Annotated in this window: 11 protein-coding genes; 3 read left to right on the top strand and 8 right to left on the bottom strand. The window is 53.3% G+C overall.

Annotation, left to right across the window (positions count from 1 at the left end; all coding sequences use genetic code 11):
* Positions 1-10: 10 nt before the first annotated feature.
* From phsC to ttrS, 8 genes are all read right to left on the bottom strand, one after another.
* On the bottom strand, positions 11-796 hold the full coding sequence (gene phsC, locus OGY71_RS12555; protein WP_003832682.1) for a thiosulfate reductase cytochrome B subunit: 786 nt from the start codon (positions 794-796) through the stop codon (positions 11-13).
* Complete coding sequence (locus tag OGY71_RS12550) at positions 793-1,461, bottom strand: 4Fe-4S dicluster domain-containing protein (protein ID WP_063941522.1); 669 nt, start codon at positions 1,459-1,461, stop codon at positions 793-795. The genes phsC and OGY71_RS12550 overlap by 4 nt, the downstream gene beginning before the upstream one ends.
* Positions 1,462-1,525: 64 nt before the next feature.
* Positions 1,526-2,191 carry a YdhW family putative oxidoreductase system protein gene (locus OGY71_RS12545; RefSeq protein WP_267441221.1) on the bottom strand — a complete coding sequence of 222 codons (666 nt, stop codon included), beginning with the start codon at positions 2,189-2,191 and terminating at the stop codon, positions 1,526-1,528.
* A gap of 10 nt (positions 2,192-2,201) precedes the next feature.
* Positions 2,202-4,304 carry an aldehyde ferredoxin oxidoreductase gene (locus OGY71_RS12540; RefSeq protein ID WP_063941520.1) on the bottom strand — a complete coding sequence of 701 codons (2,103 nt, stop codon included), beginning with the start codon at positions 4,302-4,304 and terminating at the stop codon, positions 2,202-2,204.
* Between the two features lie 120 nt (positions 4,305-4,424).
* A complete protein-coding gene (locus tag OGY71_RS12535; protein ID WP_003029338.1) occupies positions 4,425-5,051 on the bottom strand; it encodes a ferredoxin-like protein in 627 nt (208 codons plus the stop codon).
* Positions 5,052-5,545: 494 nt separating this feature from the next.
* A complete protein-coding gene (gene fumD / locus OGY71_RS12530) occupies positions 5,546-5,755 on the bottom strand; it encodes a fumarate hydratase FumD (protein WP_003029345.1) in 210 nt (69 codons plus the stop codon).
* 92 nt (positions 5,756-5,847) lie between these two features.
* Positions 5,848-6,432: a tetrathionate respiration response regulator TtrR gene (gene ttrR / locus OGY71_RS12525; RefSeq protein ID WP_218667467.1), complete on the bottom strand. Its 585-nt coding sequence runs from the start codon at positions 6,430-6,432 to the stop codon at positions 5,848-5,850.
* Positions 6,407-8,188, bottom strand: coding sequence for a tetrathionate respiration histidine kinase TtrS (gene ttrS / locus OGY71_RS12520; RefSeq protein ID WP_267441029.1), 1,782 nt, complete (start codon positions 8,186-8,188; stop codon positions 6,407-6,409). Before ttrS ends, ttrR begins: the two co-directional genes overlap by 26 nt.
* Positions 8,189-8,367: 179 nt before the next feature.
* Here ttrS and ttrB point away from each other — a divergent pair, with 179 nt between their 5' ends.
* From ttrB to ttrA, 3 genes are read left to right on the top strand one after another with little or no spacing between them, the layout of a single operon-like run.
* Positions 8,368-9,102, top strand: a complete 735-nt coding sequence (gene ttrB, locus OGY71_RS12515) for a tetrathionate reductase subunit TtrB (RefSeq protein ID WP_226804182.1) — start codon at positions 8,368-8,370, stop codon at positions 9,100-9,102.
* A complete protein-coding gene (ttrC, locus tag OGY71_RS12510) occupies positions 9,103-10,125 on the top strand; it encodes a tetrathionate reductase subunit TtrC (RefSeq protein ID WP_003832669.1) in 1,023 nt (340 codons plus the stop codon). It begins immediately after the preceding gene.
* Positions 10,118-13,183: a tetrathionate reductase subunit TtrA gene (ttrA, locus tag OGY71_RS12505; protein ID WP_286613377.1), complete on the top strand. Its 3,066-nt coding sequence runs from the start codon at positions 10,118-10,120 to the stop codon at positions 13,181-13,183. Before ttrC ends, ttrA begins: the two co-directional genes overlap by 8 nt.
* Positions 13,184-13,225 lie beyond the last annotated feature (42 nt).

Raw genomic sequence — 13,225 nt, 5'->3', positions numbered from 1 at the left:
TCATCATCGCTTAATGCCGGTGGTAGCCATCCACCATACACTTAAAGGTTTCGCCCGGTGTGCGACCCGTAGTGCAGAGATAAAGATGCCCAAAAATGAAAAACAGACTGACTATTGCCAGCGCAAAGTGCGCCTGAAGTAGCCAGTAACGCACCCCGGGGAACAGATCGCCGACGGCCGTCGGGTAAAGCGATAACAATCCAGTGATCAGTAGCAGTGGCAACAAACCATACATCACGCCAACATAGGCCGCCTGCTGTAACGGATTAAACTTAGAGCGAGGTGAGGCCGGAAATGGGTGTGACTCGCCCTGCATAATGCCAAACAGGTAAAAACGAGTTTGTCTTTGCGCGCGTGCGATCCAGCCCTGACGTTGAATAATATAGTGATGTCCGTTGCCGCCAATCAGGTTAATTAGCACAAAACCAATCCAGCAGGCAAGTAGCAAAAAGCCACAAACCTCATGAACGGTAAGCAGGCTTTTCATTACCGGTGCGCTGACGGCAGAGAAGTGATTGACCAGGCCACTGACCAAAAGTAGCAGAAACAGCAGCGCATTCGACCAGTGCCACAAACGAACAGCCTTCGAATATAAATAGACCTTCTCACCGTGCCCTGCCGACGCTTTATGTGCCGCCCGAAAGCGCAGCATGGCGTGAAGCGCCAGCACCAGCCACATTCCCACCAGCATTAACCCGGCAACGACTAACCACACAGGCCAGTAGTCCGGTGAAAACAGGGGAACATACTGTGCAAGCTGGGCGTGAAACTGTTCGGCATTCTGCGACGCGTTCATACATTTTCCTTTTTAATCAAATGTTGACCGAACCGACGATACAGATGGGGTTTACCGGCGCCTGCAAGTTGATATTCGTAATACTTGTTTTCTCGCAACCAGGTCTGAATTTCCGGGCTATCTTCACGACCGAAAATCAGCGCATGTTCCGGGCAAGCGTTAACACAGATCGGAGGGAAACCTTTCGCCAGCCGAGATTCTGCGCAGAAGTCGCATTTATCAGCCACTTTGGTTTGCGGGTTGAGATAGCGCACCTGATAAGGACACGCGCCAATACAGTAACTGCAGCCAATACAGGAAGACGTATCTACTCGCACAATACCGTTCTCATCTCGCCAGGAGGCACCGGTCGGACACACCTCAATGCAAGGCGCATCATCACAATGCTGGCAGGACTGACGGAAGTAGTGATACAGCGTTTCGTTGTCGTTGTCCGAGACTGGAATATGCGCTATCGACAAACGGCTGCCCTGGGCAGGAACATGGTTGGTTTTCCTGCAAGCCCGGGCGCAGATATTACATCCGTTACACAGTGATTCATCGTGAATCATGACGTAACGAACGGCTTTAGGGCTCCTGGTACTCGCTAACAGATTTTGACCTGGACCGGTGAAAAAAATCACCGTCCCCATGCCAATGACAAATTTTCGTCGGGTGAAGGACATCGGGTTATCCTCTAATACTGTGACAGTGGTCGTCCACACGTTCCATGACATCAACCTGAATAATTCAGGGGTTCTGATACTGCTCAACCTCAAGCCATTCACACAGGCCGTACGCTTTGCCATAACTCATAAAACGTTCGCTAAACAGATAAGGCTCCGCATTTGACGATTCCACAGTACGTATATCCGCGTAATCGGGATGCGTTTCCATGGCCGTGAGCGCCGCTGTAATCTGTTGAGACTCAAAGCTGTACGGCGGTTGCGTCAACATGGCGACCTTATAGGGGCGAGGATACGTTCGACAGTCGAAGCGTACCGCCTCGGCAATCGCACGGCAGATGTCGTTTTCCACCACCTGCACGCACATGTCGGCGTAGTTTGCCGTCATGGTTTGCGTTGAGTAGAAATAGACATCTTCCGCCCCGTGCACACGGTTGATATCCGCGTTATTCGCGTCCTGACACAGCACATCCAGCAGCGCGGAGAGATCGGCTTCAGGGACCGAATAAGGTGGCTGCAGAAACACGCTGCGCGCTACCAGGTGCCCCGATGCCGAATGCTGGCGGATAAAATCTGCCACAATCGACTCCGGGCTGGCGGCTTCCTGAACCTGCGGCGCAGTCACCTGCTCGACCGGCGGGTGAAACGCCTGTAGCCAGTGTCTTTTTTGGCTATCAACCTCGTCAGGAATCGCCTCAACGGGTGCCTGAACGTTGCTCACGTTAGTCATCTCGCGTTCCTTACGCTGGCAACAGATCCTGCGCAGCCAAATCGGCTGCCACATCTTCAAGTCCGAGTCGGTTCAGGGTTTCGCGCGTTGGGCAACCCAACTCGGGATCCCAGCCCATTTCCTGATAGAACATCGTCAGTGACTGACGCATATCCTCCCTGTCCATCTTGTCGGTGCCTTCGGTGAAGACCGGAATTTTTGGGTCTTTATCAAACACCCAGGAGCAGATGAGATCGTGTTCATTACGCATATCTTTGGTTTGCATCAGTTTGACCGTATAGGCACGATGCAGGGTAAAGATGCGTTCAGCGGCCAGGTCCAGACTCGCCTGCGTGGTTTCATCACCGGTGACTGCCTGGAAGAATTTCGCTTCCAGATCCAAATCTCCGCGATAGTTGCGGCTCTTAAGTGGTGAAACCGTCATCGGCCAAACCCAGTTACACAGCGTAACCGCGTTATGCAGGCAGACTTTCAGCAGCGTCCATTTGGCATATTTGATCTTGGCGGCATTGATTGGGGTATAGTTTTTGGTCTCGTCGTAGGCGTCCTGCGACCCAAATAACTCGCCCGCCACTTCGCGCTGTAATTTCAGTGGCAAACCGGAACCGATGAAGTTGATATGGGTGTGCGCCATACAGTCACGGTTAAACATACAGTTGGTGATCGCCCCCACCTGCGCCGAGGCTTCGTTTGCATGGTGGACCGGAAAACCAAACGGCGACCACAGTTTATTTTTGGCATAACCCCAGTACTCTTCGCCCAAATCCCAGCGTTCAGCAATGGCATACGAACCGTCTGCAAGATGACTGAGTTCCCCCACGCGATGCGCCAGTCGATAGTAAAAATCTTTGATAAAGTTAGGATCGCCCGCCTCCAGTTGATCCCAACGGATCTCCGCGTACTCTTCGGTTGGCAGCACGCGTTTAAAGACACCTTTCGAATAGCAGTAGGTAAAGTCACGGTGCAGCTGGCCGTAGTTACACCAGATACCGTAATCGTCAAACAGGTTCAGTCCGATCAGGTTCCCTACGACTCGCCCATCGTCTTTATCGTCAAAATCTTTCGGGCCATTGGGGAAAATGGTGGTGTGAACAAAGTTCGCCACGCAGGTGTTGCCGCCGGTACTCGGCACGCCAAAATCCTTCACCCGCGGGACATTGAGCTGCGACATACAACGAATAGGGCATGAATGGCAGCCGCTCATTTTGACCGTGTATTTTTCTGCGGCTGGACCCAGATCGAATACCGATTTATAGGTACGGAAACCCACCGTATTTTGGTTGCCCGGCGGGATTTCACCGGTTTCGATTGGCCCCCCTTCTGCCGCACCCCAGAAAAGTCCCTTACGGGCTGTCCAGCGCGAGTTTGGCGAAGAGTATTCTGCCCAGGCCTGCGGGGTGCTTGGCACAACGTGGTTGTTGTTGGCGCCGATAAGCTCGGTCATCATGTAGTCATTGAGACGCTTCATCTCTTTACGATCGGCTATGTTGACGCCTTTAGTCCCTTCTACCGCAATGGCCTTCAGGTTTTTCGAACCCATCACCGCACCCGTACCGGCGCCGCCGCTGTGGTTGCGGCTGTTGATCATGCAGGACAGTGGAACCAGATTCTCACCCGCCTGCCCAATAGCGGCAACGCAGGTTTCCGGGCTGGTAATCCGGCAAATCTCTTCGGTTGTGGCGCGAGTCCCCTTGCCCCACAAGAAATCGGCTTTTTCGATACTGACTTTATCGTCTTTGATGTTGATCCAGACCGGTGATGCGGACTTGCCTTCAATAATAATGGCGTCGTAACCGGCGAATTTCATTTGTGCAGCAAAGAAACCGCCCATATGGGCATCTACGACTAAGTTACCTTTGGTAAACGTCGATAAGGAGGTGATATTGACGCGGGAGCTACAGGGAGCGCCAGACCCCGTCAATGGTCCGGTGGCAAAAACCAGTTTATTCCCTTCATCAAAAGGCATGGTGCCTGGCGGGACTTCGTCGTACATAATTTTATAACCAAAGCCCATCCCACCGACAAATTTTTTAAATTTACTGGAATCTTCAAGGGTGATATTACCCGTAGTGAGATTGACCCGTAAAATATTACCTGTCCAACCATTAGCCATCATGTTTTCCTTTGCAAGAAGGTTTAATAGATATACCCGCCATTCTTCAGGCAGCTTTCTTATCCAAAGCTGCGGTATTTTTGGCAATTAATGGCGCGAATCAGGCATGCCTGTTATCTATCAAACAGTAATATCTTTCCACTCGATAATTTTTAATGCTCCAGTCGGACAAGCATTGGCGCATTCCCCGCATAACACACATTTTGAGGACTTTTTCGTTTCGGTATTTACGGTCGCCATCATCCACGGGCAGGCTGTGGTACACGCGCTACAGCCAATACAGCGTTTGTGGTCCACCGCAATACAACCGTCTTCCTGTTTCCAGGTAATTGCACCAATTGGGCAGACCTTCATGCACTGCGGATCTTTGCATTGCCGGCAGGTATCAGCGGTATAGTTTAAATCGCCATACAGCCCACCACCGGACCCGACGCCATCATCGCCAAAGAAGAAATTGCGATGGATTTTTATCCGGGAAAAGAAGGTCCCTACGGCACCATCGTTATAATTGGTACAGGATATTTCACAGCGGTGACAGCCCGTACAGCGGGCTCGCTGGGTCACCAGAACCCCTTTCGGCGTATTGATAAGCCCCACGGTCCCACTATCGACATCTTCCTGCTTACAACCAAATAGGGATAACAGCGCGGGGGCAATCGTTAATCCCGCCAGTCCTTTCCCTGATATCCGCAGGAATTCTAGTCGCGTTAAACCACAATCTAAAAATGGACGATCAACCTGGTTCATTTATTTCGCATCCTCTTCGCAAATGCTGTGGTAGCAACACATCCAGGCTAATTTAAACCAGCGCAGCTCAAGCCATATCGGGCGGTTAATGTTGCCAACAACACGTAAATTTTTGCCCTAACCTGATCGCGTAAATGACGGTGGTTAAACTGAATGAATCTAATCCTTTAGGGTTAGGCGCAGAAATAATGTGGTTATTCAGCATGCATAGTCTTGATCGTCATCAATTAAAAAACGGAAGGGATATAATTAATGCGGAGTGAGATTTATTATCATTAAGAAATGGAGTGTAATAGCAGCCCATTTAAATTACAAATATTTGTGAAGCCTCTCACAAATATAATACTGCACGATCATCGGTATATAAGTAAATATATATCGATTTATAATTCTCTACAAGAATTTATTAACGAAGATAAATTATATAGATTGATAGATTAACGTATCGAGAATAAGAGGACGGCAAAAAATTTCTGCGGTCCTCTTTTTATGAATTAACCGGCCAATGCTTTAATTACGGTCTCAATAGCCTGTTTTTCTAACTCACTGCGCTTCACGCGCTGGTTAGCAAGGGTGGTTCTCAGTACTCCCGCAATGACGATATGCTTAGGTTCTTGTCCCAGATCGCGCATTTCCAGCACTACTTTACCGACTACTCTGCACATTTCACGGTACAACTCGTCGTCTTTCGTCTGATTTCCCATTTTTGCCCGCTCGTCATTAACCCAAACCAACAGCATATATCACTCTGACGATTTAGACAAAATTCAATGAAAATCAAATAAATGTCATCATTCTACTGAATTCTCTGAAGTCGATTAACGAGCTCAGCAAGACTTCCTGCCTGCATTTTTTCCATCACCCGCGCCCGGTGCACTTCAACCGTACGCACGGCAATATTCATGGCATCAGCAATTTCCCGATTCATTAACCCTTTTGCTACCAGATGCGCCAGTTCCCGTTCTTTTGGCGTAAGTTGTTGATAGCAGCAGATGATCTCTTGTCGCGAGAACGCCGCTGCCGAGACCAGCAATGCATGTTCTAATGCCGCCTGCAGCGGCACGGCTGACACGGGTTTTTGCAAAAAATCGACCGCGCCACGTTTCATTTGCTCAACCGCCATCGGCACGTCGCCGTGCCCGGTGAGAAAGACCACCGCCAGCGTGCTTGCTTTCTGACGCATGATTTCATGCACAGCGTGCCCATCCAGTACCGGCATACGCATATCCAGCAGTAGTACGCCCACTTGGTGCAGATTTGCCTCGGCGAGGAATTTCTCGCCTTGCTCCCAGCAAGACACCTCATATCCCAGACTTTCCAATAAAAACGCACAGGCCTGGGTGACGGCAATGTCGTCATCCAGCAGATGAATTATCGCCACTACGGCCTCCTTCCTGATTTGGTTTAAAATACAATGTCACTCTCGCCCCCGCTTTGCCGTCCGGAGCCTGCTGATTTTTGATCTCAATATCTCCGTTTGCGTAGCGCACCAATCGCTGACAAATGGCCAGCCCTAGTCCCATACCTTCTTTGCGGGTGGTCATAAACGGCTGAAACGCCTGATACAACTGAGCTTCGTCAATGCCTCCGGCATTATCCTGCACCTGAATACGCACGCCACCATCCTTGTGCAGGGCGCTATACCATACTGTCGTAGCGCCTGCCTGGGCGGCATTGAGTACCAGATTAGCCAGCACCTGCTCAAGAAGAACGCTTGGCAGCATCAACGTTAACGCCTTACTAACCTGCGTGTGCAGCGTTATCGCCGGCAATTGCTGGGGCATGCGCAGTAATTGCCAGACGTGATGGATAGCATCGTGAACGTTGATGGCTTGCCAGTCATCGGTGAGTACCGGATTGCCCTGTGCCTGGCTGACCCACTGCCGGAGATTGCGCAGCGTATCGGCTCCCCGTTGTGCCTGGGTGTCTATGTGCTCAAGCGCGGGCAACAACGGATGCTGCTCATCCTGACCACGCAGGCGAATCAGACAGCCTTGGGCATAATGGCGGATAGCCGACAACGGTTGATTGAGCTCATGGGCAAAACCGGAGGTCATCTCCCCCAGCACGCTCATTTGGCGGGCAGTCTCCAGCGCCTGTTCCTGTTTGTGCAACAGTACGTTGTTTCGTTCTAGCTGCCTGCCGCGTCGGCGAACCAGCAGCATTACCCAGATGTAATTGAGCGTAAGCAACAGCAATACGATGACCACGCCCCCCATTGCCAGTCGGTGTTGAATAAACCAGCTTTTGACATCCAGCCACAGCTGACGCTGCTGCGGATGCTGACGGACGTCGCGCAGCAACGCTTCTACTTCGCGGGTCGAGGCGGGCGCGCCCCAGCGAAATGTCGCGTTTTGCGGTGCATTGAACAGTACCCGCGTGACGCGATCGGCCAGCTCGTCACTCACTGCAGGTAATGCGGCAAATGACCAGTCAGGATAGAGCGGTGTACTGGTCAGGCAGGGAATCGAGGTCGGATGGTTCAACACGGTCATAAAATCGGTTTTACGGATGAGGCCTTCTTCATCCATTTTTTCCAGCAGGCACACCGGCACAATCACCGCGTGCACGGCTTTTTCACGTAATAAATAGAGTAAGGCATCGGCGGGAAATCCGGTAAACGTCAGACGTAAATCACGTTCAGGGCGCAGACCGGCATCACTGAGCGCTTTATATCCCAGCAAATAGCCGCCAAACGCCTGTGCATCAATGGCACCAACCGTTTTGCCGATCAGATCGTGTGCGGAGGTTATACCGCTGTCGCGCCTGACGAGAATGGCGCTGCCAATCACGTTACTGGTGGCTTTCCCACCACGGGTGGAGCGTAACGACGCCAGCCAGCGTAGCGCTGAGCGGCTGTTAAGCTGGACAAACTGCGCCGGATTGGTGACCACAAAGTGTACCGTGCCACGATTCACCGCCTCCTGCATCTGGTGCAGGTCCAGCGGTTGAATATGAAACTGCTCACCGGGGATTTGCTGATTCAACAAGGTTTCCAGCGGCTGCCAGTGATTGCGTGTTGAAACCTCCCCGCGCATCGCCAAAACGCCAATGTTCCATGTCTGCGCCCTGACCGCGCCGCTTAGCACCCACAGCGACACCAGCACCGTCAGACATCTTACTACGTTACGTCCCACTCAATTATCCCTGTCAATTATGTTGTTTTAGATCAACAACAAGCCGGGTATGTGGTTAACCACAATAGAGTATACCCCGTCACGATTTTTACACTGTAAATCATTGAGATTCTTTATTCATCACACGCAAATCAACGGCGTGACCAATGTTTCGTTGTTGCATCGTGACGGGAGAAAATATGGACAGCAGTAAACGGCAGTTTCTCCAGCAACTGGGCGTCCTGACCGCTGGGGCATCACTGGTTCCGCTGGCTCAGGCGCAATTTCCCTATTCGCCTGAACGCCGGGAAGGCTCACAACAGCATCGCTACGCCATGCTGGTTGACCTGCGACGCTGTATCGGCTGCCAGGCCTGTACCGTCAGTTGCGCCATTGAAAACCAAACGCCACAGGGCGAATTTCGTACCCTCGTCAACCAGTATCAAGTACAGATTGAAGGTCAGCAAAGCGTCACCAACGTCCTGCTGCCGCGACTGTGCAACCATTGTGATAATCCCCCTTGCGTGCCCGTTTGCCCGGTGCAGGCCACTTTCCAACGCGAAGACGGCATTGTGGTGGTCGACAACACACGCTGCGTGGGCTGCGCCTATTGCGTGCAGGCCTGCCCTTATGATGCGCGATTCATCAATCATGAAACGCAAACCGCCGATAAATGTACCTTTTGCGTTCACCGCCTAGAAGCAGGGCTGCTCCCGGCCTGTGTGGAATCCTGCGTCGGCGGCGCGCGCATCATTGGCGATATTAAAGATCCGCACAGCCGCATTTCACAAATGCTGCATGAACACCATGACGCCATCAAAGTCCTGAAGCCGGAAAGCGGTACGTCTCCTCACGTGTTCTATCTGGGACTGGATGAGGCGTTTGTCACCCCATTGATGGGACGAGCTCAACCCGCTCTCTGGCAGGAGGTTTAAATGAGCCATTCACTGATTATCGACGAGGTTCTGGCCCATCCCCAGGACGTAAGCTGGTTACCCTGGGCCGTACAATATTTCTTTTTCATCGGCATTGCCGCCTGCGCCGCGCTGTTCGCCTGCGTTCTCCACTGGCGCAAAAAAGAAACGGCAAACCTGGAGAATCTGACGCTGTTAATCGCCCTGACCTGTGCGATTACCGCGCCGCTGGCGCTGACCGCTGATCTACACCAAACCGCCCGCGTCTGGCACTTCTATGCGTATCCGACGCCATGGTCCTGGATGCCGTGGGGCGCGCTGTTTTTACCGCTGTTTACCGGTTTTTTAGGTCTGTGGTTTCTGGCGCAGCATGTGAAACGGCTAACGCTAAAAAGTTACAGCGTCACAAAATGGTTAGCACTTGGTAGCGCGCTGTCCGCCATCGGATTGCTGGTTTACACCGGCCGTGAAGTGTCGGTGGTACAGGCGCGTCCCATTTGGTTCAGTTACGCCTTTCCGGTTGCGATGTTCCTCAGCGCGCTGCAAACATTTCTTGCCCTGCTTATTGCCACGACAAATAGCAAGGACGCACTACCGCGTAAGCTAGCGTGGGGGCAAATGGTCACGTTGATCGCGCTGGCTATCGTGGTGGTGATCTGGGCGAGTGGTAATACGCTTTCCGGTTCGGCTATCCGTCAGTGGCTGGATGTTGCCTCTTCAGCACAACACTACGCTATCGGTTGGGTTGCGCTATGGCTTGTTTCGCTTGCTCTTTGCGGGTTGGTTGTACGTTACCCCTTGTCGCTACCGCTGCGCATATTACTCGCTTTTAGCGCTATGGCGCTGTGCTGGCTAATGCGCTGGACGTTACTCATCCAGGTGCAGACCGTACCGAAATTTAACGCGCAGTTTAATCCCTATACCCTGCCCGGCGGCACCGATGGCTGGCTGGCTATTGTGGGTACCTTCGGCCTGTGGATAGCACTGATTATTATTGTTCGTGAAGCCCTGAACGCGATCGCAAGGAGAATGCAACATGGCTAATTTAACCCGTCGTCAGTGGCTTAAAGTGGGCCTTGCCGTAGGTGGCATGGTGACTTTTGGCCTGAGTTATCGGGATGTGGCAAAGCGCGCAATAGACGGTTTGTTGGACGGAACCTCGGGCAAAATTACCCGTGACCGCATTTTTGCCAACGCGCTCATCCCCGAAGCCAACGCCCGGCCTCACTGGCAGCAAAACCCGCAGCAGGTGATCTCGATGACGCAGTGCTTTGGTTGCTGGACGCAGTGTGGTGTACGGGTTCGCGTTGACACTGAGCAAGGCAAAGTGCTGCGCATTGCGGGCAACCCTTATCATCCGTTGTCGCACGAGCACCATATAGACGCCTCTGTCCCCTTTGCCACTGCATTGGAACAGCTGGCCGGGGAGTCAGGTCTTGACGCACGTTCTACCGCCTGCGCCCGTGGCGCAACCTTACTCGAAGGTCTGTACAGCCCGCTACGTATACTGGAGCCCATGAAGCGCGTCGGTAAACGCGGTGAAGGAAAATGGCAGCGCATCAGCTTCGAACAGCTGATCAAAGAGGTGGTGGAAGGTGGCGATTTGTTTGGTGAAGGCCACGTTGATGGTCTGAGAGCCATCCACGATCCCACTACACCGCTTGATGCGAAACATCCCGGCTTTGGCCCAAAATCCAATCAACTGCTGGTCACCAATACCAGCGATGAAGGACGTGATACCTTTTTACGTCGCTTCGCGCTGAACAGTTTCGGCAGTAAAAATTTCGGTGCTCATGGCGCTTACTGCGGCCTGGCCTATCGGGCCGGTTCCGGCGCGTTAATGGGCGATCTGGATAAAAATACCCACGTGAAACCCGACTGGGATAACGTCGAATTCGCGCTGTTTATGGGTACCTCTCCGGCGCAATCCGGCAACCCGTTTAAGCGCCAGGCCCGTCAGCTGGCCAGCGCCCGTTTACGTGACGACTTCCGCTATGTTGTGGTGGCGCCAGCCCTGCCATTAACCACGGTGCTGGCTGACGATCGCGGCCACTGGCAGCCCGTACGACCGGGAAGCGATTCCGCGCTGGCTATGGGGATGATAAGCTGGATTATCGATAAACAACGCTATAACGCTGATTATCTCGCTATTCCCGGCGTGCAGGCCATGCAGCAGGCGGGAGAAAAAAGCTGGACTAACGCCACACATCTGGTGATTACCGATGAAATTCCAACGCTTGCCGGACAGCACCTGACCCTCGCCCATCTGAGTGCAAACGCCGCCCAGGAGCCGGTGGTCGTCAACGAGGCAGGTGAGATTGCCGCCGCCAGCAGTTGCCCGCGTGCGCAGCTGTTTGTTACCCGCAAGGTGAAGCTGGCTGACGGGCAGACGGTAACGGTAAAAAGCAGCTTCCAGTGTCTGCGTGAGTCCGCAGAGAAACTGTCGCTAACGCAGTACAGCCAGCAGTGTGGGGTGTCAGAAGCAGACATTGGCGCTCTGGCCGACGCATTCACCCGCCACGGGCGTAAAGCGGCGGTGATCACGCACGGCGGTATGATGGCAGGTAATGGATTTTATAACGCCTGGTCGGTGATGATGCTCAATGCGTTGATTGGCAACCTCAGCCTTGAAGGCGGCGTGTTTGTTGGTGGCGGAAAATTCAATGGTGCCACCGACGGTCCGCGCTACAACATGGACAGCTTCGCCGGGAAGGTAAAACCGAAAGGATTAAGCATCGCGCGCAGTAAAACCGCTTATGAGTCTTCCGAAGAGTACCGCAATAAGGTCGCAGCCGGACAATCCCCCTTCCCGGCTAAAGCCCCCTGGTATCCGTTTGTCGCCGGTCAGCTTACCGAACTCCTCGTCTCGGCGCTTGAAGGTTACCCTTATCCGCTGAAAGCCTGGATCTCCAACATGACCAACCCGTTTTACGGCATTGCGGGATTACGCGGCGTGGCGGAAGAAAAGCTCAAGGATCCTGCTCGCTTGCCGCTGTTTATTGCCATTGACGCCTTTATGAACGAAACCACGGCGCTGGCAGATTACATCGTGCCGGATACCCACAACTTCGAAAGCTGGGGATTCAGCGCTCCGTGGGCGGGCGTGGCCAGCAAAGCCACCACCGCGCGTTGGCCAGTTGTCAGATCGGCGACCAGCCTCACGGCTGACGGTCAACCGGCCTCAATGGAGTCTTTCTGTATCGCAGTGGCAAAACGCATCGGGCTACCCGGTTTCGGCGACAATGCGATTACCGACCCGCAAGGTAATCACTATCCGTTGAATCGTGCGGAAGATTACTACCTGCGCCTCGCCGCCAATATTGCGTTTATGGGCAAAGCCCCGGTTGCAGAGGCACAGCCGGAAGACATTGCGCTGACCGGAGTCCAACGGATCATGCCTGTGATGACCCAAACGCTGAAAGCCGATGAAATCAGCCGAGTGGCGTTTATCTACTCCCGCGGCGGGCGCTTTGCGCCGGACAACAGCGGGCGAGTTGATAACCGCGTCGGCAATGCCTGGGAAAAACCGCTCCAAATCTGGAATGCGAACGTCGCAGCGCACCGCCATGCGATTACCGGCGAGCGCTACAGCGGCTGCCCGGCCTGGTATCCATCACGTCTGTCAGATGGACGTGCGGTCGAGGAGTTGTTCCCGGAACAAGAGTGGCCGTTGAAACTGATTTCCTTCAAATCCAATACCATGTCCAGCGCCACAGCGGTGATCCCACGCCTTCATCATCTGAAGCCGGTTAATCTGGTGGCGCTCAATCCACAGGATGGTCAGCGGTATGGTTTAGCACACGGCGATATCGTGCGTATCACTACCCCAGGCGGTCAGGCGCAAGCGCAGATAAGCCTGCTGCATGGCGTCATGCCGGGTGTCATCGCCATTGAACATGGTTACGGACATAAAGAAATGGGCGCGGCACGGCATACCCTCGACGGTGAGCCGATGGCGTTTGATGAGCAGATTAAGTCGGGGATTAATCTCAACGAGTTGGGTTTTGCGGACCCAACCCGACAGGTAGCCAATACCTGGCTTGACTGGGTGTCGGGTGCGTCGGTGCGTCAGGGGTTGCCCGCGAGAATTGAGCGAGTGTAGCTCTGGTGCCGCATGGCATTGCGAACGCGTTTTACCCGGCCT

Source organism: Citrobacter sp. Cpo109 (assembly GCF_030332565.1).
Lineage (GTDB): Bacteria > Pseudomonadota > Gammaproteobacteria > Enterobacterales > Enterobacteriaceae > Citrobacter > Citrobacter portucalensis.
The sequence above is the reverse complement of the archived record's forward strand: the minus strand, read 5'-3'. Positions and strand labels throughout refer to the sequence as shown.

Coding starts and splice junctions, on each gene's coding strand:
- ttrB (WP_226804182.1), top strand. CDS start 8,368: ATGGACAGCAGTAAACGGCAGTTTCTCCAGCAACTGGGCGTCCTGACC.
- OGY71_RS12540 (WP_063941520.1), bottom strand. CDS start 4,304: ATGGCTAATGGTTGGACAGGTAATATTTTACGGGTCAATCTCACTACG.
- OGY71_RS12550 (WP_063941522.1), bottom strand. CDS start 1,461: ATGTCCTTCACCCGACGAAAATTTGTCATTGGCATGGGGACGGTGATT.
- phsC (WP_003832682.1), bottom strand. CDS start 796: ATGAACGCGTCGCAGAATGCCGAACAGTTTCACGCCCAGCTTGCACAG.
- OGY71_RS12535 (WP_003029338.1), bottom strand. CDS start 5,051: ATGAACCAGGTTGATCGTCCATTTTTAGATTGTGGTTTAACGCGACTA.
- ttrA (WP_286613377.1), top strand. CDS start 10,118: ATGGCTAATTTAACCCGTCGTCAGTGGCTTAAAGTGGGCCTTGCCGTA.
- OGY71_RS12545 (WP_267441221.1), bottom strand. CDS start 2,191: ATGACTAACGTGAGCAACGTTCAGGCACCCGTTGAGGCGATTCCTGAC.
- ttrC (WP_003832669.1), top strand. CDS start 9,103: ATGAGCCATTCACTGATTATCGACGAGGTTCTGGCCCATCCCCAGGAC.
- fumD (WP_003029345.1), bottom strand. CDS start 5,755: ATGGGAAATCAGACGAAAGACGACGAGTTGTACCGTGAAATGTGCAGA.